Source organism: Cupriavidus sp. GW823-FHT06D04 (genome assembly GCF_058795055.1).
On sequence record NZ_JBXAHL010000063.1, the window covers coordinates 1 to 18,100 of the forward strand.

The window sequence follows — 18,100 nt, forward strand, 5'->3', positions numbered from 1 at the left end:
CAGTTGGCGATCGTCCAAAAACGACGGGGGCGTAAGTGCCCCCGCGTGGTCAAAGCCCTGCCTAAGCGCTACACCGTTCGGTTCCTCAGAAAGGACCTTAACTGAACGGCATTACCGCTTCGGCGGGGCTTTTTTTCGTGCTGTCGGACTGGCCGCTCAGGCTTGCGCCGGCTGGGCCCCGCCCGTGCCTTGCAGGCTGGCGTTCAGTTCCTTGCGGTAACGGTTCAGGTCCTGCACCGTTTCGAAGGTGCGTTCGAACAGCAGCGACATATTGTGCAGGATCCGTTCGATGACCTTCTTCTCCCAGCCTTCGTCAAAGCGGATCTGCTCGTCCAGCCAGTGCTCGAGCCAGTCCGGGTCCGGCAGGCGCGACTGCACCGTGTCGTTGGGGAACAGCGCCTTGTTGACGTGCAGGTTGGTCGGGTGCAGCGGCTTCTCGGTGCGGCGGGCCGAGGCCATCAGCACGCCGATCTTGGCAAAGGCGGCGCGCGCGCTGTCGCCGAACTGTGCCAGGTACTTCTTCATGTAGCGCAGGTAGGCGCCGCCATGGCGGGCTTCATCCTGCGACAGGGTGCGGTAGATATGCTTGATCACCGGTTCCGTGTGCCATTCGGCGGCGCGGCGGTACCAGTGGTTCAGGCGGATCTCGCCGCAGAAATGCAGCATCAGGGTTTCCAGCGGCGGGGCCGGGTCGAACTCGAAGCGCACCGCGTGCAGTTCTTCCTCGGTCGGCACCAGGTCCGGGCGGAAGCGGCGCAGGTACTCCATCAGCACCAGCGAGTGCTTCTGTTCCTCAAAGAACCAGATGCTCATGAACGCCGAAAAATCAGAATCGTGGCGATTGTCGCGCAGGAACATCTCGGTCGCGGGCAGGGCGGACCATTCCGTGATCGCGTTCATGCGAATGGTCTTGGCCTGGTCGTCCGTCAGCATGCTGGCGTCAAAGGTATCCCAGGGGATGTCCTTGTCCATGTGCCAGCGGACGGCTTCCAACGATTTGAACAGTTCGGGGTAGAGCATGGTAAGCCTTTGAAATTACGGGCAGATTCTACCAGATGCGAATTATTCTCTTCTCCTTTTTTAGTTCGGATCGGGGCAAATGCAACGCTTTTTGACGCGATTTGGCGCAGCCGGCAGCATATTGCGGGCGATCAGCGCAACGATGACACGTCAATGTGCCAGCCGCGGCGCCTGGCCGCACGCCATGTGCTGGCGGGTGCTCAGGGCGAAAGCGCGCGCTCGCCCGCCGGCAGCGCGGCCGGTGGCGTGCCCGGGACGATGCCGAACAGGAACGCCGCCAGCTCGTCCGCCTGGGCCTCGGCGTCGCGCTCGCCCAGCGCCATCAGGGCCTGGGTGAAGGCGGGTTCGAACAGCAGGTAGCTGGCAAAGGCGGCGCCGCGCGCCTCGGTGCCGCCCAGTGGCGCCAGCAGGGCGCGCACCGTGCGCGGCAGCTGCTTCTGGTGCTCGGCGGCAATGGCTTCGATCGGCTCGCTGGGGGCGATCGTCATCACCTGCACCGGGCGCCAGCCCTCGCGGTCGCCGGCCAGCTCCGGCATGCGCGCCAGCAAGCGGTTGATATGCAGCAGCCGCTCCAGGTCGGCGTTGAGTCCGTCCAGGAAGATGCTGGCCAGCGCCTGCCCGCCCACCTGCGCCAGCGACGGGTAGCCGCCGGCCGGCATGGTGTCGTACCAGCCCGAGCGCTGGCGCGAGGCCGCGCCGATCGCCAGCACGCGCGACGCGCCCAGGTGGATCGCCGGCGACAGCGGCGACATCTGCCGCATGGTGCCGTCGCCGAACCACTCATGGTGGCCGTCCAGCTCCAGCGGCATCGCCGGGAACAGGAACGGAATCGACGCCGATGCCAGCAGGTGGTCCACCGTGATCTGCGCCGGGATCGCAATGCGCTGGCTGCGGTGCCACGGATGGATGCGGTGGTGCGACTGGTAGAAGGTCACGTGGCGCCCGGTGCTGTAGGACAGCGCGGTGACCGCGAAGGCATGCAGCGCACCGCTGTCCAGGCTGGCCTGCACGCGCTCGGGCTCGAACAGCTCGCCCAGCATGCTGCCCAGCGGGGTGTTGTCGAACAGGGCACGGGGCGCGCGCCGCTGCGTGGCCCAGCCCAGCGCCAGCGTCGACAGCCAGCGCGCGCCCGAAATTCCCACGCGCAGCACGTCGGTGCGGTAGACGTCGTCGGCATGGATGCTGTGCCACAGCGCCGCCAGGCTCTGTGTGGCGGCCTGGAAGTCCCCCGCCTGGATCGCCAGCCCGGCGCCGTTGATCGCGCCTGCCGAGGTCCCGGCGATGATGCCGAAGGGCATCGCGCCATGGCCCTTGCCGTGCCGCGCGGCAATGCGTGCCAGCCCGCTCAGCACGCCCGCCTGGTAGGCGGCGCGCGCGCCGCCGCCCATCATGATCAGCGCGGTGGCGGCGGGGTTGGGTCCGGATTGCAGCGCGGGGTGGGGGGCCGGGAAGGACTCGCGGTGCATTGCGTTGGCGTGGCGAATTGTTGGGAGTTTTTGGCTGTCAGGCTGCGCTGCTGCCGTTGGGGCCGTGGCCGCCGCCGCCGCCGCCGTTCTTGCCATTGTCATCGCCGTTGCCCGCGTCCTTGGCCGGCTTTGCCTTGGCTGCCTTCTTGGCAGGCGCCTTCTTTACAGGCGCCTTCCTGGCGGCAGGCTTGCCCGTGCCGGCGGAGGCGGCCTTGCCAGGCGCGGCCGTCTTCGGCTTTGCCGCAGCCGCTTGCGCTGCGGCTTCGGGGCCGGCCGCGGCGCCGAAGCCGCCCATGCCGAACGGGGCGATGCTGGCCGCGGCGGCGCTGCTGGCGATCTGGTTGAACTGCTGTTGCAGCAGGTCCCACCACAGCGCGGCGTTGGGGGGCAAGGCGGAATCGGTGTCGCTTGCCGCAGCCTGCGGCTGCTCGGCGGCAGGCGGCTCAGGTTGCGCACCGCTGCCGGCATCCGCGCCGGCGGCGCGCTCCGGCGCCGCGGCACTGGGCGTGTTGGCCGCGCGTGCGACGTTTTCCATCGCGGACTGCATGGCGTCGGGCGACAGCGCGTTGCCGAAGGTCTGCAGCGCCACCAGCGTGGCGCGCTGCACTTCCAGGCCCTGGATGGTGGTGCGCAGCAGGTTGGTGTTCAACTGCAGCCAGCTCTCCACGGCCTTCAGGTCGGCAATGCGCTTGTCGAGGTCGTCGAGGTCCATCGGCGGCGTCATCGCCTGCAGGCCGGGCATCAGGCCGGCGGGCATGCCGCTGCCGCTGCCCCACAGCCGGCGCATGAAGTCAAAGCCGTTGGTGAAATCGGGAATCTGTCCGAACATGGTCGAGCGCTCCGTGTGCGGCGCAGCCCCGGGATTGGCCAGGAGGGCCCGTCGGGCCGGCGGCTGCGTCGTCGTTACCTGAACTGTGGCGGCCGCTTCTGGCGCAGGCTCGCCACGCCTTCGTGCACGTCGGGGCCGGCAAAGCCCATAAATTCAAGCGCCAGCGAGGTATCGAAGGCGGGGCCGGCCATGCGCAGCCAGTTGTTGAGGGCATACTTGGTCCAGCGGATCGCGGTCTGCGACCCGGCCGCCAGCCGGTTGGCCACCTCGAACGCGCGCGCCACCAGTTCGTCCTCTTCCACCGCCAGCGAGACCAGGCCGATCCGCTCGGCTTCCTCGCCGCTGACCGACTCGCACAGCATCAGATAGTACTTGGCCTTGGCCATTCCGCACAGCAGCGGCCACACGATGGCGGCATGGTCGCCCGCGGCCACGCCCAGCCGGGTATGGCCGTCGACGATGCGCGCGGTCCTTGCCGCGATCGAAATATCGGCCAGCAGGCCGGCCACCAGCCCGGCGCCGACGGCGGGGCCGTGCATGGCGGAGACCACCGGCTTGTCGCAATTGATGACGTTGTAGACCAGGTCGCGCGCCTCATGCCAGACGCGGGTACGGGTCTCGAAATCGTTGGCCATGTCCTCGACCAGGGCCAGGTCGCCGCCGGCCGAGAAGCCCTTGCCCTCGCCGCGGATCAGCGCCACGCGCACCTCGGGGTCGGCGGAGACGTCGCGCCAGATCTCGGCCAGCTCGCGGTGCATGTTGGCGTCGGCCGTGGCCAGCTTCTGGTTGGCCGACTGGGCCGCGCCCATGATGATTTCGAGGATGGGGCCGTGGCGGCGCAGCGTCAGTGCGCGATAGCGCTCGTAGCGGGGGGAGAGGGGTGTGGAGTCAGCGGTGGGGGTAGTCATTGGGGGCCTGAGAAGTACGGGGGTTAGCGGCGCGCCGCATGCATCGTTGATTTGCCAACCGATCGGTCGGTTAATTATATGCATATCCGGCTCGCCGCCGCACCCCGCGGCCCCAACGTGCGTCAGGCCGGTGCCACCAGCTGGTCGATCGCGCCGAATACCGAATGGCCCTGTGCGTCGAACATCTCGATCTTGACCGCGTCGCCGAACTTCATGAACTCGGTCACGGGCTTGCCCTCATCGATGGTTTCCAGCATGCGCTTCTCGGCGATGCAGCAGTAGCCCTTCGTGCGGTCGACATTGGAGATCGTGCCCGAGCCCACGATGCTGCCGGCGCGCACGTTGCGGGTCTTGCAGATATGGGCGATCAGCTGGCCGAAGTCGAACACCATGTCGGTGCCGCAGTCGGGCTGGCCCACCTTCTTGCTGTTCCAGTGCACGGTCATCGGCAGGTGCACCTTGCGCTCGCGCCAGGCCTCGCCGAGTTCGTCGGGCGTCACCGCCACCGGCGAGAATGCCGTGGCCGGCTTGCTCTGGAAGAAGCCGAAGCCCTTGCCCAGCTCGGCCGGGATCAGGTTGCGCAGCGAGACATCGTTGGCCAGCATCACCAGGCGGATGGCTTCGCCGGCCTGCTCGGGCGTGGCGCCCATCCTCACGTCGCCGGTAATCACGGCCACCTCGGCCTCGAAGTCGATGCCGAAGGCTTCGCTGGCGCAGACGATATCGTCCTGCGGACCGACGAAGTCGTCAGAGCCGCCCTGGTACATCAGCGGGTCGGTCCAGAACTCGGGCGGCATCTCGGCGCCGCGCGCCTTGCGCACCAGCTCGACGTGGTTGACATAGGCCGAGCCGTCGGCCCACTGGTAGGCGCGCGGCAGCGGCGCCATGCAGTCCTTGGGGGCGAATGGGAAGGGGTGGCGCGCGCGGCCGGCGTTGAGCGCGTCGTACAGGTCCTGCAGCTGCGGCGCGTAAAACGGCCAGTCGTCCAGCACGGTCTGCAGCTTGCCGGCGATGTCGGTGGCGTAGTGGGCGGTCTTCAGGTCGCGCGACACGACCACCAGCTGGCCGTCGCGCGAACCGTCCTTCAGGGTTGCGAGTTTCATGGATGCAGTACGGTAGGGATCGGGGGCGCCCGCGGGGCAGGCGCAATGGCCACTAGTCTACCGTGGCCCGCCCGCGCGCCAGTCAGTCGACGGTGATGCCCTTGGCCTTGATCAGCTTGCCCCAGCGCTCGCCCTCGGCGCGCGCGTAGCTGGCGAATTCCTCGGGCGTGCTGTAGACCGCCTCCACGCCCACGCCTTCCAGCTTCTTCTGCACCTCGGGCGTCTTCAGCGCCTTGACCAGCTCGGCGTTCAGGCGCGTGACCACGGCCTTGGGCGTACCGGCCGGCGCCACCATGCCTTGCCAGGCGTAAGCCTCGAAGCCGGCCACGCCGCCCTCGGCCACGGTCGGCACGCTGGGCAGCACGGCAAGGCGCTTGGGCGTGGCCACGCCGAGCGCGCGCAGCTTGCCGGCCTGCACATTCTGCTGGCCCGAGGCCAGGTCCAGGAACATCAGGTCGACCTGGCCCGCGAGCAGGTCCTGCACCGCCGGCGCCGCGCCCTTATAGGGCACGTGCGTCATCTTGACCCGGGTCTGGTCCATGAACAGTTCCATCGCCAGGTGGTGCGGGCTGCCCGCGCCCGGCGAGGCGAAATTGACCTTGCCCGGGTTCTTCTGCGCGTACTCGACCACTTCCTTGAGCGTGTGCGCCGGGAAGTTGGGATTGGCCACCAGCACCAGCGGGAAGCGCGCAAGCTGGCCGATGTAGACGAAGTCCTTGTCCGGGTTGTACGGCAGCTTCTTGTACAGCGACGGATTGGCGGCCAGCGTGGCGGTGTCGGCGGTCAGCACGGTGTAGCCATCGGGCTTGGCATGCGCCACGGCATCGGCGCCGACGATGGTGGCCGCACCGGGGCGGTTGTCGATCACGACTTGCTTGCCCAGCCCCGGGGTGATGGCCTGGGCCACGGTGCGCGCCACCACGTCGGTGCCGCCGCCGGCGGGATAGGGCACGACCCAGCGGATCGGCTGCGACGGCCAGTCGTCGGCGTGTGCGGGGGCGCTGGCGGTGAACAGGGCGGCAAACAGGGTAGCGGCCGTCAATGCGGCGAGGGCGGGGCGAAAGTAGCCAAGGGGGCGCATCGGTTGTCTCCGTGTTAAAAAGGGGCCCGGTTCGGGCGGGCTTGCACGAGGGGCATGCCGCCGGCCAGGTCTGTTGCGAGGAAAGTCTACCGATGGCTTAAAAATTGGTAAATCGATTTCGCTATAGTAAATTTACCTACGAATTTCCCCAGCCCCCGGGGATAGCCAACCATCCGCCGCATGTCAGAGATCGAAGAAGAAGACACCAAGCTGCGTTCCGGCATCCAGTCCATCGAGGTGGGCTTCAGGCTGCTGCAGGCGCTGGCGGTGTCGCCGCGCGCGATGATGCTGCGCGACCTGGCCGCCGCCGCCGGCATGAACCCGGCCAAGGCCCATCGCTACCTGGTCAGCTTCATGCGGCTGGGCGCCGTGGCGCAGGACCCCGTCAGCGGGCGCTATGACCTGGGCCCGTTCGCGCTGCAGCTGGGTCTGGCCGGGCTGAACCGTCTCGATCCGGTCAAGAAGGCGCGCCCGATCCTGTCGCAGCTGCGCGATGAACTGGACCTGACCGCCGGCATTGCCGTGTGGGGCAACCACGGTCCCACCGTGGTGCACTGGGAGGAATCCAGCCATCCCGTCACCGTCAGCCTGCGCCTGGGCGATGTGATGCCGATGCTGAACTCAGCCACCGGCCGCCTGTACGGCGCCTACCTGCCGCGCAAGCAGACCCTGCCGCTGATCGAGCGCGAGCTGGGCGCGCGCGGCAATGACGGCGTGCCCGACATGCCGCGCTCACTGGCCGACTACGACGCGATCTGCGCCGAGGTGCGCGCGCATGGCGCCGCGCGCACGCTCGGCGGCGTGCTGCCGGGCATCAATGCGTTCTCGATGCCGGTGTTCGACGCCAACGGCCACCTGGCCATGGGGCTGATCGTACTGGGCGCGCAAAGCATATTCGATGCAGAATGGGGCGGTACGATGGATCGTCGCATCCGTGACATCGCCCAACAGCTCTCATCGGAACTTGGCTACCTTGGTGCAGCCACCCCGGCCGGAGAAACCGGCCAATCCTAGTCTCCACGCCCGGCCCGGCGCGGATCCCCGCGTCTGGCGCCGGCGGCGCTGGATCATCGTGATCGCCCTGGTGCTGCTGGTCCACGTGCTGGCCGTGGTGGGCTTTGTGCGCATGCCGGGGCCGCTGATCCCGATGGATGTCAGCAGCACGCCCACGCTGGAAGCGGTGCTGCTGCCGCCGCCCAGGCCGCCAGCCCCGCCCGCGCCGCGGCCGATGCCGCGCCCGCGCCCGCAGCCCAGGCCGGCCGAGCAGGCCCCGGAAGCCGAGCCGCAGGAAGCCCCCGCTCCCGCGCTCGCCACCAGCCCGCAGGGCGCGACCGAAATGGCTTCGGGCAGCGGCGGCGAAGGCAGCGCGGCCAAGCCTGCCACCCCTGCCGCCGCGCCATCCGGCGGCCCGCAGGGCGGCGTCGATGGCGTGCGCTACGACCCGCCGCCGTCGGCGACGATGCACTACGCCAGCTTCGTCAACGGCGTGCAGAACCCCGACGGCCTGATCCGCTGGGAGCAGGACGGCAGCCGCTACCGGCTGGCGGTCGAAACCCGCGTGTTGTGGTTCCGCTTTGCCTTCCAGAGCGGCGGCGCGATGGCCGTGCAGGGACTGTTGCCGGAACGCTACGAAGAACGCCGCCGCAACAAGACCGAGTCCTCGCGTTTCGATGCCGCGGCCGGCACCGCAGTGCTGGCCTCGGGCTCGCAGGCCCAGTTCCCGCCCGGCGCGCAGGACCGCTTCAGCGTATTCCTGCAGCTGGTGGGGCTGGTGCGCGGCAATCCCCAGCGATATGTCACCCCGGGAGTGACGGAAACGTTCCTTGTGGCCGACACGCGGGATGTGGAACCCATGCAAGTGCAGTATGTTGGAGAAGACGAGATCGACACCGGCCGCGGCGTGATACGCGCAAAGCACTTTGTACGGCTGCAGCGCCGTGCCAATGACCGGCGCCGCGTCGAGCTGTGGCTGGCGCAGTCGCTGGGCTGGATGCCGGTGCGCCTGCGCCAGACCGAGCCCGACGGCACCCAGATCGACCTGGTGTACCGCGGCAAGGAAGGGCAGTAGGACCGCGGCGCGCGCCTCCCGACGCATCATCTAACCGAAAGGAGCCCAGCCATGACCGTTGCCATGCCACCAGTCGAAACCCACCGCATCCACGCCGAAGGCGCTGACCTGCACGTGCGCGTGGACGGGGCGGACGGGCCCTGGGTGATCCTGGCTCACGCCCTGGCTGCCGACCACACGCTGTGGGACGCCACCGCGCAGCACCTGGCGGGCCGCTATCGCGTGGTGCGCCCTGACATGCGCGGCCACGGCGCCAGCGACGCCCCGCTCGGGCCCTACACCATGACGCGGCTGGCCGACGACGTGGTCGCGGTGATGGACGCGCTGCAGATCCCCCAGGCGCATTTCTGCGGGATTTCCGTGGGCGGCATGATCGGGCAGACCATGGGGCTGCGCCATCCCGAGCGGCTGTTGTCGCTGGCGCTGGTGGCCACCAACAGCCAGACCCCAATGGAGGCGCACCCGATGTGGCACAACCGCATCGGCCAGGCCGAGGCCCATGGCATGGCCGGCATGGCCGATGCCACCCTCGGGCGCTGGCTGACGCCGGCCTTCCATGAGGCGCATCGCGACCAGGTGTCGCGCATTCGCGACAGGCTGGTGGGCACGCCGGTACGTGGATATGTGGGTGTGGCCGAGGCGATTATGGCTTTTGACCTCGCCGGCGCGCTTTCCCGCATTCATTGTCCTACGCTGGTAGTAGCGGGCGAGCAGGACCAGGGCGCAACCGTGGCGATGGCACAGAGCATCGCCGCGGCCATCCCCGGTGCCAGGCTCGAGGTAGTGCCGCAAGCGGCGCACCTGGTGCACGTGGAGCAGCCCGAGCGCTTCCATGCCGCGCTGGACGCCTTTCTTGGGAATGCCGCATGCGGGGGGCAGTGCGACGTTCCGTGACAAGCAACACACTGATGTGGAAGGCTCAAGAAACTTGTTGCATTGGCCGATGCCCAATCTATGTAAGGCAGAAAATCGTGGCAATGAGGTGACCCGCACCAATAACTTGATTTCCCGCCGGTCACCCCAAGTTTGGAGGTAAAGCCGCGGCGCCCCCTCAAGGCATCAACTGAGGCAAGAACCACAAGGGCATGCCGCCCATCCATGACGCCCAGGAGGTGTGCCATGCAAATGATCTACAACAGCGACAACTACTGCATCGTGGAATTTGGTGCGGATGTCGATCAGGCGCCGCTTGAGTTTGGTGGCTATGAAATCGTCGACAAGAACCTGAAGCGCGAAATCTTCCTCGGCGGCCATCTGGCCGAGAGCTTCCGCGCCGACGTCAAACGCCTGATTGAAAGCGAGCCATCCGTGGAGGAAGTCGACGATTTTCTCGGCAAGTTCGACAATGTGATGATGCACCCGCTGGTGATGCACTGAGCGGCTTTGCCTGGAACGATCACGCCCGCTTCGGCGGGCGTTTTTGTTGGTGGCGGGCGCTGCGGGCCGCGCTCAGTACTGTTCCCACGGCAGCCCGTCATGGCGCCAGCCGTTGACCGTGTTGCGGTGGCGCTGCGCATCGAGGTCGCCCTCGAAGCCGTGCAGCACGAACTGGACATTGGAGAAGCCCGCGCCCTCCAGTGCCCGCGCCGCCGCCGACGAGCGGTTGCCGCTGCGGCAGATCAGCAGCACCGGGCGCGCCGACGCCTGGCCCGCCAGCTTCTTCACCATCTGCACGAAATGCGGGTTGACCTCCCAGTCCGGGCCGTCGTTCCAGGGGACGTTGTGCGCGCCCTTAGGATGGCCGACGAACAGGTATTCCATCTCGCTGCGGCAGTCGATAAAGAGCGTCTCGGGCGATTGCGCCAGCAGGTCCTGGGCGTCGGCGGGGGAGAGATGTTGCATGTCGGTCAAGGAAGGGGGCAGCGCGAAGCGCCCCGGGGCGGTGACGGTTACGTCTCTCAGTGTAGGCGCCACCGGGCCGGACAGGCAACCGCGGGCCACCGCGGACAGCCGCAAGGCCTTGATACACCTGATAAAATCGTCCCTCTTTGGCCAGCATCGGCCACAGCAGCGGCCCGGCGCCGATCCAGCCATGGATACGCCGCAGGCCCGCCTTTCCAGAGTCCCCGCCATGAGTGCCCCTGAATCCACCGCGGCCGCGCCGCGCCCCTACACCCGGGCTGCCGAGTTGCCCCGGCTGCTGCAAGAACGCATCCTGATCCTGGATGGCGCCATGGGCACCATGATCCAGCGCTACAAGCTGACCGAGGCGGACTACCGCGGCGCGCGCTTCGCGGAACACAAGGTGGACGTCAAGGGCAACAACGAACTGCTGCTGCTGACGCGCCCGCAGGTCATCAGCGAGATCCATGAGCAGTACCTGGCCGCCGGCGCCGACCTGATCGAGACCAACACCTTCGGTGCCACGCGCGTGGCGCAGGAAGACTACAAGATGGCGGACCTGGCGTACGAGATGAACGTCGAGGCCGCGCGCCTGGCGCGTGCCGCCTGCGACAAGTACAGCACGCCGGACAAGCCGCGCTTTGTCGCCGGCGCCTTCGGCCCGACGCCCAAGACCGCCAGCATCTCGCCCGACGTGAACGACCCGGGCGCGCGCAACGTGAGCTTCGAAGAGCTGCGCGATTCCTACTACGAACAGGGCAAGGGCCTGCTGGAAGGCGGCGCCGATGTGTTCCTGGTCGAGACCATCTTCGACACGCTCAATGCCAAGGCGGCGCTGTTCGCCATCGACCAGCTGTTCGAGGACACCGGCGAACGCCTGCCGGTGATGATCTCCGGCACGGTGACCGATGCCTCGGGCCGGATCCTGTCGGGCCAGACCGTGGAAGCGTTCTGGAACAGCCTGCGCCACGCCCGCCCGATCACCTTCGGGTTGAACTGCGCGCTGGGCGCAACGCTGATGCGCCCCTATATCGCCGAGCTGGCCAAGGTTTGCGACGCGGCGGTGTCGTGCTACCCGAACGCGGGTTTGCCGAACCCGATGAGCGACACGGGCTTCGACGAAACGCCCGAGGTCACCTCGTCGCTGGTGGAAGAGTTCGCCACCTCCGGGCTGGTGAACCTGGTGGGCGGCTGCTGCGGCACCACCCCCGAGCATATTGCCGCGATCGCCCAGCGCGTGGCCAACAAGACCCCCCGCACCTGGCCCGGCCAGTACCGCGACGCCGCCTGAGCCCGGAGCCCGACAACATGAGCGACAACCAACTGCCCCCGCGCCCGATGCGCCTGTCCGGCCTCGAGCCTTTCACCATTGACGACGACACGCTGTTCGTCAACGTCGGCGAGCGCACCAACGTGACCGGCTCCAAGGCCTTCGCGCGCATGATCCTGAACGGCCAGTTCGACGAGGCGCTGGCGGTGGCCCGCCAGCAGGTCGAGAACGGCGCGCAGATCATCGATATCAACATGGACGAGGCCATGCTGGACTCGAAGGCCGCCATGGTTCGCTTCCTGAACCTGATCGCCTCCGAGCCGGACATTGCGCGCGTGCCGATCATGATCGACTCGTCGAAGTGGGAAGTGATCGAGGCCGGCCTGCAGTGCGTGCAGGGCAAGCCAGTGGTCAACTCGATCTCGCTCAAGGAGGGCGAGGAACAGTTCCGCCACCACGCCGCGCTGATCCGCCGCTATGGCGCCGCCTCGGTGGTGATGGCCTTCGATGAGAAGGGCCAGGCCGACACCTTCCAGCGCAAGACCGAGATCTGCAAGCGCAGCTACGACATCCTGGTCAATGAAGTCGGCTTTCCGCCGGAAGACATCATCTTCGACCCGAATATCTTCGCGGTCGCGACCGGCATCGAGGAGCACAACAACTACGCGGTGGACTTCATCGAGGCCACGCGCTGGATCAAGCAGAACCTGCCGTATGCCAAGGTCAGCGGCGGCGTCTCCAACGTCTCGTTCTCGTTCCGCGGCAATGACACGGTGCGCGAGGCGATCCACACCGTGTTCCTGTACCACGCCATCGGTGCGGGCATGGACATGGGCATCGTCAATGCCGGCCAGCTCGGCGTGTATGACCAGCTTGACCCCGAGCTGCGCGAGCGCGTGGAAGACGTGGTCCTGAACCGCCGCGAAGATTCCACCGACCGCCTGCTGGAGATCGCGGACCGCTTCAAGGGTGGCGGGGCGAAGAAGGAAGAAAACCTGGCCTGGCGCGGCACGCCCGAGCAGCCGGTGCCGGTGGGCGAGCGCCTGGCGCACGCCCTGGTGCATGGCATCACCACCTTCATCGTCGAAGACACCGAAGAGGTCCGCCAGCAGGTCGAGGCGCGCGGCGGCCGCCCGATCGAGGTGATCGAAGGCCCGCTAATGGACGGCATGAACATCGTGGGCGACCTGTTCGGCGCCGGCAAGATGTTCCTGCCGCAGGTGGTCAAGAGCGCGCGCGTGATGAAGCAGGCGGTGGCACACCTGCTGCCCTACATCGAGGAAGAAAAGCGCCTGCTGGCCGAAGCCGGCGGGGACGTCAAGGCGCGCGGCAAGATCGTGATCGCCACCGTGAAGGGCGACGTGCACGACATCGGCAAGAACATCGTGTCGGTGGTGCTCCAGTGCAATAACTTTGAAGTGGTCAACATGGGCGTGATGGTCCCGTGCAACGAGATCCTGGCCAAGGCCAAGGTCGAGGGCGCGGACATCGTCGGGCTGTCGGGCCTGATCACGCCGTCGCTTGAAGAGATGGCCTACGTCGCCTCGGAGATGCAGCGCGACGACTACTTCCGCGTGAAGAAGATCCCGCTGCTGATCGGCGGCGCCACCACCTCGCGCGTGCATACCGCGGTCAAGATCGCGCCCAACTACGAAGGCCCGGTGGTGTACGTGCCGGACGCCTCGCGCTCGGTGAGCGTGGCGTCGAGCCTGCTGTCGGATGAAGGTGCGGCCAAGTACCTGGACGATCTGAAGACGGACTACGACCGCATCCGCACCCAGCACGCCAACAAGAAGGCTACGCCCATGGTGACGCTGGCGCAGGCGCGCGCCAACAAGACCCCGATCGACTGGAGCAGCTACGTGCCGCCCAAGCCCAAGTTCATCGGCCGGCGCGTGTTCCGCAACTACGACCTGGCGGAACTGGCCAACTACATCGACTGGGGCCCGTTCTTCCAGACCTGGGACCTGGCCGGCAAATTCCCCGACATCCTCAACGACGAGATCGTCGGCGAGTCGGCGCGCAAGGTGTTCTCGGACGGCAAGGCGATGCTGTCGCGCCTGATCCAGGGCCGCTGGCTGACCGCCAACGGCGTGATCGCGCTGCTGCCGGCCAATACCGTCAACGATGACGATATCGAGATCTACACCGACGAGACCCGCAGCAAGGTCGCGCTGACCTGGCACAACCTGCGCCAGCAGAGCGAGCGTCCGGTGGTGGATGGCGTGCGCCGCCCCAACCGTTGCCTGGCGGACTTCGTGGCACCGAAGGACAGCGGCATTGCCGATTACGTCGGCCTGTTCGCCGTGACCGCGGGCCTGGGCGTGGAGAAGAAGGAAGCGCAGTTCGAAGCCGACCACGACGACTACAGCGCAATCATGCTCAAGGCCCTGGCCGACCGCTTCGCCGAAGGCTTTGCCGAGTGCCTGCACGAACGCGTGCGCAAGGACTTGTGGGGCTATGACGCGGGCGAGCAGCTCACCAACGAGCAGCTGATCGCCGAGTCGTACCGCGGCATCCGCCCGGCGCCTGGCTATCCGGCGTGCCCGGAGCACACCGTCAAGGGCCCGATGTTCGAGTTCCTGGACGCGCCCGAGATCGGCATGGGCATCACCGAGTCGCTGGCGATGACGCCGGCCGCATCGGTGAGCGGCTTCTACCTGGCGCATCCGCAGTCGACCTACTTCACCATCGGCAAGATTGGACAGGACCAGCTCGACGACATGGCGGCGCGCCGCCACGAGGACCGCGCCACGCTGGAGCGAGCGCTGGCCCCCAACCTGTAACCGGGTGCGACGGCAGGGCGGCAGGGGCGGCGGCATGGCCCCGCCGCCAGCCCGTTGATGCAACAGGGAAAACCGCTGCAGGCGGCCTGCAAAGCCGTGCCGGGGCGATGTGCCAGGCGCCTCACAACTCCTTACAGAGCCTTTCAACTCCTCACAGACCGGCGCAGTCCGGCTCCCTAGACTGAGGGCTCGATACACGCAATCACCAGCGTGATCACCGCGGCGAATGTTTCGCCGCGGGGCATCCTGAAAGGAGTCTGTCCATGAAGAAACTGCTGCTCTCCCTGTCCGCTCTGTCGATCGCCGCCGCTTCCTCGCTGGCCATGGCCCAAGGCACCGGCGTTTCCGTTGGCACGAAGGCCGACGTCGGCGCATCGGTGACCACACCCTCTCCCGCCGCTGCAGCGCAGGGCGGCCTGAACACTGCCGGCAGCGCCGCCACGGGTGCCGCAGGCGCGGCCGAAAAGGGTCTGTCGACCGCGGGCGCGGCGACCAGCAAGGGCATGTCGGCAGCAGGCTCGGCGGCTGACAAGGGCCTGTCGACCGCCGGCGCGGCGGTCGACAAGAGTGTCGGCACCGCTGCCGACGCCACCGGCGACGCCGCGGCAGACGCCGGCACCAAGGCCAAGCATGGCAAGCACGCCACCAAGTCGACCAAGAAGGCCAAGACCGACACGAGCCTGGGCGTCAGCGCCGGTGCTGACGCGGGTGCCAAGGCGCAGTAACGTGCTGCGCTAGTCCACAGTCACTGGCCATTGGCGACTAGCCTCGTGCCGGTGCCGGCGGTGCCAGGGCCCTCCAGGAAGTTTCAGTACTGACGCGCCGCAGCAAAGCGGGACGGATCACATCCGTCCCGCTTTGCTTTTGTGCGCGATCAGTGTGCCTTGTGGGGGCTGGCCCCGCCCAATGTCAGCCTGACACTGACAGCCCGCGCCCGCGCCCGGCACTACAATGACATCAACGCAAGCGGTTCCGCCTGCACCCGACTGCACCGGGCAATGTGCCGGTCTGTTCAACCCAGTGGAGCCCACATGATCCGCGTCCTGATCGCTGACGATCACGAGATTGTGCGTGCCGGGCTGCGCCAGTTCCTTTCCGAAGAGCCCGACATCCAGGTGACAGGCGAGGCCGGAAGCGGCGACCAGGTCATGGCGCAGTTGCGCGATGCCGAGTTCGATGTGCTGGTCCTGGATATCTCGATGCCCGATCGCAACGGCATCGACGTGCTCAAGCTGATCCGTCAGCGCAAGCCCGAATTGCCGGTCCTGATCCTGTCTACGTACCCGGAAGACCAGTACGCGATCAACCTGATCCGTGCCGGCGCTTCTGGCTACCTGACCAAGGAAAGCGCCCCGGACGACCTGGTCAAGGCCATCCGCACGGTGGCCCAGGGCCGCCGCTACGTGAGTGCCACCGTGGCCGACCTGCTGATCGGCGGGCTCGACAAGCCGACCGAACAGCCGGTGCACCAGATGCTGTCGGAGCGCGAGTTCCAGATCTTCTGCAAGCTGTCGCGGGGGCAGTCGGTGTCGGTGATTGCCGACGAACTGTTTCTCAGCGTCAAGACCGTCAGTACCTATCGTTCCCGCATTCTCGAGAAAATGGGCATGAAGACCAACGCTGACCTGACCTATTACGCCATCAAGAACGGCCTGGTCGAATAACAGCCCGAGATGGGCGGCACCGGACGAGAACCAGCAATACATAACATGTCGGAGCAGGCTTCGAACACTTCCTACCGGGCGCTGAGCATACTGCTGATTGAAGACTCGGCGGTCCTGCGAGGCATGCTGCTCGAATACCTGAAGGATTTCCCGTTCATCGAGAACGTGGACTGGGCCGATACCGAAGCCATGGCGCTGCGGCTGCTCGCCGCCGGCAAGTACGATGTGGTCATCGTCGATCTGCAGTTGCGCCAGGGCAACGGCATCAATGTGCTGCGCGCGATGCAGCGCAACGGCACCGGCGCGGTGCGCATCGTCTACACCAACCACGCCCAGGTCAGCATGTATCGCCGCCAGTGCGCCGAGGCCGGTGCGGACTACTTCTTCGACAAGTCGCTCGAGCTCGAGCAGGTGTTCCGCGTGATCGAGGAGCACGCGGCAACGGCGCCCTGAGCCGGGCCAGCACCTCGTTCCCTCATCATTCCCTGTCCGCCGGTGCGCGTCAGGCGCGCGCCGGCTCCTGGTTTTCCGGCTCCTCTGCCGGCGCCAGCACCGCGTCCGTCAGCGGCACCTCGATGCGGATGCGCACGCCCGCCTGTGCCGAGGAATCGATCTGCATGCTGCCGCCCAGCGCGGTGACGCGCTGCTCCATGCCCAGCAGCCCGTGGTGGCCGGCGGTGCTGCCGGCGTCGAAGTCCGCCGGCAGTCCCTTGCCGTCGTCGCGCACGGTCAGCGTCAGCAGGTTGCCCTGGCAGGCCAGGCTGACATCGATGTGTTTGGCTTCAGAGTACTTGCTGGCGTTGGTCAGCGATTCCTGCACGATCCGGTACAGCGCGATCGCGGCCTCGTCGCGCAGCGGCGGCAGGTCTTCCGGCACGCTGACATGGGTCTCCCAGTCATTGCGGCCCCCCACTTCCTCGACCAGCTGGCAGACCGCCGCGCGCAGGCCCAGGTTCAGCAGCACCGTGGGGCGCAGGTCTTCGATCAGGCGGCGCTTGATCTGGATGCCCTGGTCCACGTGCAGCATCACGCGCGTCAGGCGCTCCGCCGCCACCGGATGGTCCTCCTGCACCTTGCGGCGCACCCAGTGCAGGTCCAGCTTGATCGCGGTCAGGATGGCGCCCAGTTCATCGTGCAGCTCGCGCGCCAGGCGTGTCTTCTCGTCCTCGGTCACGCGCTGCAAGTGGGCGGCCAGCGCAGACAGCTGCCGCGTGCGGGCGCGCACCTTGCGGTCCAGCCGCACGCTTTCCTCTTCCAGTTGGATGCGCACCGCCTCGGCCATCGACAGCCGCTTGGCGTGGCCCACGCCCACCGCCATCATCAGGATGATGTTGATGGCCGTGAGCAGGCCGATGCCGTAGCGCGACAGCTGCACGTCGTTCTCGGCACCTTCCAGCCGGTGCGAGACCGCGCCGGCCTCGCGCGCCTGCAGCTGGTCCAGGCCGCGGCGCGCGTTGTCCATGGTCTCTTTGCCGTAGTCGGTGCGGATCAGGTCCAGTGCCACTTCCAGGTCGCGCTTGCCATACACCAGCGTCAGCGCCATCTCGTTGAGCTTGCTGTTGACCAGCTTGGAGGTATCGGCGAACTGCTTCAGGCCTTCGGGATCGTGGGCATAGCCGGCGCGGATCTGCGCCATCAGCTCGGCGATGCGCGGCAGGGCCTTGTAGTACGGCTCCAGGTAGCTTTCCTTGCCGGTCAGCAGGAAGCCGCGCTGGCCGGCCTCGGCATTGACCAGCTCGCCGTTGAGCGCCGCCAGCTCGGTCTGCACGCGCTGGGAGCGGATCACGTCGGTATAGCTTTCGCGCAGGCGGATATTGCCGGTTTCCGACGCCACCAGCACCGCCAGCGTCAGCAGGATGCCGCCCGCCAGCAGCAGCGTGTGGGGGAGAAAAGACTGCTTGAACATGGGCAATTCCTGTTTAGTGAAGGCGCGCCGCTCGCCCGCCGCAGCGCCAGGGAGCGCCCATGGAATCACATCGATCGCCATGGGTCAACCTTGAAGCCGGGCCCGCGCGGGCGTTGTCCGAGAGCTTGTAGGACTCGGCTGACAACGGAATCGGCTC

The 18,100-nt window shown here is 67.2% G+C and carries 17 protein-coding genes; 9 read left to right on the forward strand and 8 right to left on the reverse strand.

Translation table 11 applies throughout. From position 1 onward, the window contains the following. Positions 1-156 precede the first annotated feature (156 nt). The 6 genes from AC1Q7H_RS37595 to AC1Q7H_RS37620 form a co-directional block, all read right to left on the reverse strand. The gene (locus AC1Q7H_RS37595; RefSeq protein WP_013955226.1) at positions 157-1,020 is read right to left on the reverse strand and encodes a ferritin family protein; all 864 of its coding nucleotides are present in this window, start codon (positions 1,018-1,020) and stop codon (positions 157-159) included. Positions 1,021-1,220: 200 nt separating this feature from the next. Beyond that, a complete protein-coding gene (locus AC1Q7H_RS37600; protein WP_211980536.1) occupies positions 1,221-2,486 on the reverse strand; it encodes a patatin-like phospholipase family protein in 1,266 nt (421 codons plus the stop codon). A gap of 37 nt (positions 2,487-2,523) precedes the next feature. After that, positions 2,524-3,315, reverse strand: a complete 792-nt coding sequence (phaM, locus tag AC1Q7H_RS37605) for a polyhydroxybutyrate granule multifunctional regulator PhaM (protein WP_492382373.1) — start codon at positions 3,313-3,315, stop codon at positions 2,524-2,526. A gap of 74 nt (positions 3,316-3,389) precedes the next feature. Then, positions 3,390-4,223 carry an enoyl-CoA hydratase/isomerase family protein gene (locus AC1Q7H_RS37610; RefSeq protein ID WP_013955229.1) on the reverse strand — a complete coding sequence of 278 codons (834 nt, stop codon included), beginning with the start codon at positions 4,221-4,223 and terminating at the stop codon, positions 3,390-3,392. Between the two features lie 122 nt (positions 4,224-4,345). Beyond that, positions 4,346-5,326: a fumarylacetoacetate hydrolase family protein gene (locus tag AC1Q7H_RS37615; RefSeq protein WP_153956615.1), complete on the reverse strand. Its 981-nt coding sequence runs from the start codon at positions 5,324-5,326 to the stop codon at positions 4,346-4,348. A gap of 82 nt (positions 5,327-5,408) precedes the next feature. After that, a complete protein-coding gene (locus AC1Q7H_RS37620; RefSeq protein WP_492382374.1) occupies positions 5,409-6,407 on the reverse strand; it encodes a Bug family tripartite tricarboxylate transporter substrate binding protein in 999 nt (332 codons plus the stop codon). A 180-nt stretch (positions 6,408-6,587) separates the two neighbouring features. Between AC1Q7H_RS37620 and AC1Q7H_RS37625 the strand changes: the two genes are divergently transcribed. The 4 genes from AC1Q7H_RS37625 (at position 6,588) to AC1Q7H_RS37640 (ending at position 9,852) form a co-directional block, all read left to right on the forward strand. Continuing rightward, positions 6,588-7,421 (forward strand): IclR family transcriptional regulator, encoded by an 834-nt coding sequence (locus tag AC1Q7H_RS37625; RefSeq protein WP_013955232.1) that lies wholly within the window; start codon positions 6,588-6,590, stop codon positions 7,419-7,421. A 58-nt stretch (positions 7,422-7,479) separates the two neighbouring features. Beyond that, positions 7,480-8,475, forward strand: coding sequence for a DUF3108 domain-containing protein (locus tag AC1Q7H_RS37630; RefSeq protein WP_249221231.1), 996 nt, complete (start codon positions 7,480-7,482; stop codon positions 8,473-8,475). 51 nt (positions 8,476-8,526) lie between these two features. Beyond that, complete coding sequence (locus tag AC1Q7H_RS37635) at positions 8,527-9,369, forward strand: alpha/beta fold hydrolase (RefSeq protein ID WP_492382375.1); 843 nt, start codon at positions 8,527-8,529, stop codon at positions 9,367-9,369. A 225-nt stretch (positions 9,370-9,594) separates the two neighbouring features. Then, positions 9,595-9,852 carry a BTH_I0359 family protein gene (locus tag AC1Q7H_RS37640; RefSeq protein ID WP_010812891.1) on the forward strand — a complete coding sequence of 86 codons (258 nt, stop codon included), beginning with the start codon at positions 9,595-9,597 and terminating at the stop codon, positions 9,850-9,852. A gap of 72 nt (positions 9,853-9,924) precedes the next feature. Here AC1Q7H_RS37640 and AC1Q7H_RS37645 read toward each other — a convergent pair whose 3' ends face one another. Further along, complete coding sequence (locus AC1Q7H_RS37645; RefSeq protein ID WP_010812890.1) at positions 9,925-10,317, reverse strand: rhodanese-like domain-containing protein; 393 nt, start codon at positions 10,315-10,317, stop codon at positions 9,925-9,927. 229 nt (positions 10,318-10,546) lie between these two features. Here AC1Q7H_RS37645 and AC1Q7H_RS37650 point away from each other — a divergent pair, with 229 nt between their 5' ends. From AC1Q7H_RS37650 to AC1Q7H_RS37670, 5 genes are all read left to right on the forward strand, one after another. Further along, positions 10,547-11,608: a homocysteine S-methyltransferase family protein gene (locus tag AC1Q7H_RS37650; RefSeq protein ID WP_211980540.1), complete on the forward strand. Its 1,062-nt coding sequence runs from the start codon at positions 10,547-10,549 to the stop codon at positions 11,606-11,608. A 17-nt stretch (positions 11,609-11,625) separates the two neighbouring features. Next, a complete protein-coding gene (metH, locus tag AC1Q7H_RS37655) occupies positions 11,626-14,373 on the forward strand; it encodes a methionine synthase (protein WP_013955236.1) in 2,748 nt (915 codons plus the stop codon). A 263-nt stretch (positions 14,374-14,636) separates the two neighbouring features. Next, positions 14,637-15,098 carry a hypothetical protein gene (locus AC1Q7H_RS37660; RefSeq protein WP_492382376.1) on the forward strand — a complete coding sequence of 154 codons (462 nt, stop codon included), beginning with the start codon at positions 14,637-14,639 and terminating at the stop codon, positions 15,096-15,098. A 306-nt stretch (positions 15,099-15,404) separates the two neighbouring features. Then, on the forward strand, positions 15,405-16,037 hold the full coding sequence (locus AC1Q7H_RS37665) for a response regulator (RefSeq protein WP_013955238.1): 633 nt from the start codon (positions 15,405-15,407) through the stop codon (positions 16,035-16,037). A gap of 45 nt (positions 16,038-16,082) precedes the next feature. Beyond that, entirely contained in the window at positions 16,083-16,490 is a 408-nt protein-coding gene (locus tag AC1Q7H_RS37670) for a response regulator (RefSeq protein ID WP_211980543.1), read from the forward strand. Between the two features lie 49 nt (positions 16,491-16,539). Here the strand turns inward: AC1Q7H_RS37670 and AC1Q7H_RS37675 are convergent, their stop codons facing one another. Next, positions 16,540-17,943, reverse strand: coding sequence for a sensor histidine kinase (locus AC1Q7H_RS37675; RefSeq protein WP_211980544.1), 1,404 nt, complete (start codon positions 17,941-17,943; stop codon positions 16,540-16,542). Positions 17,944-18,100: the final 157 nt, after the last annotated feature.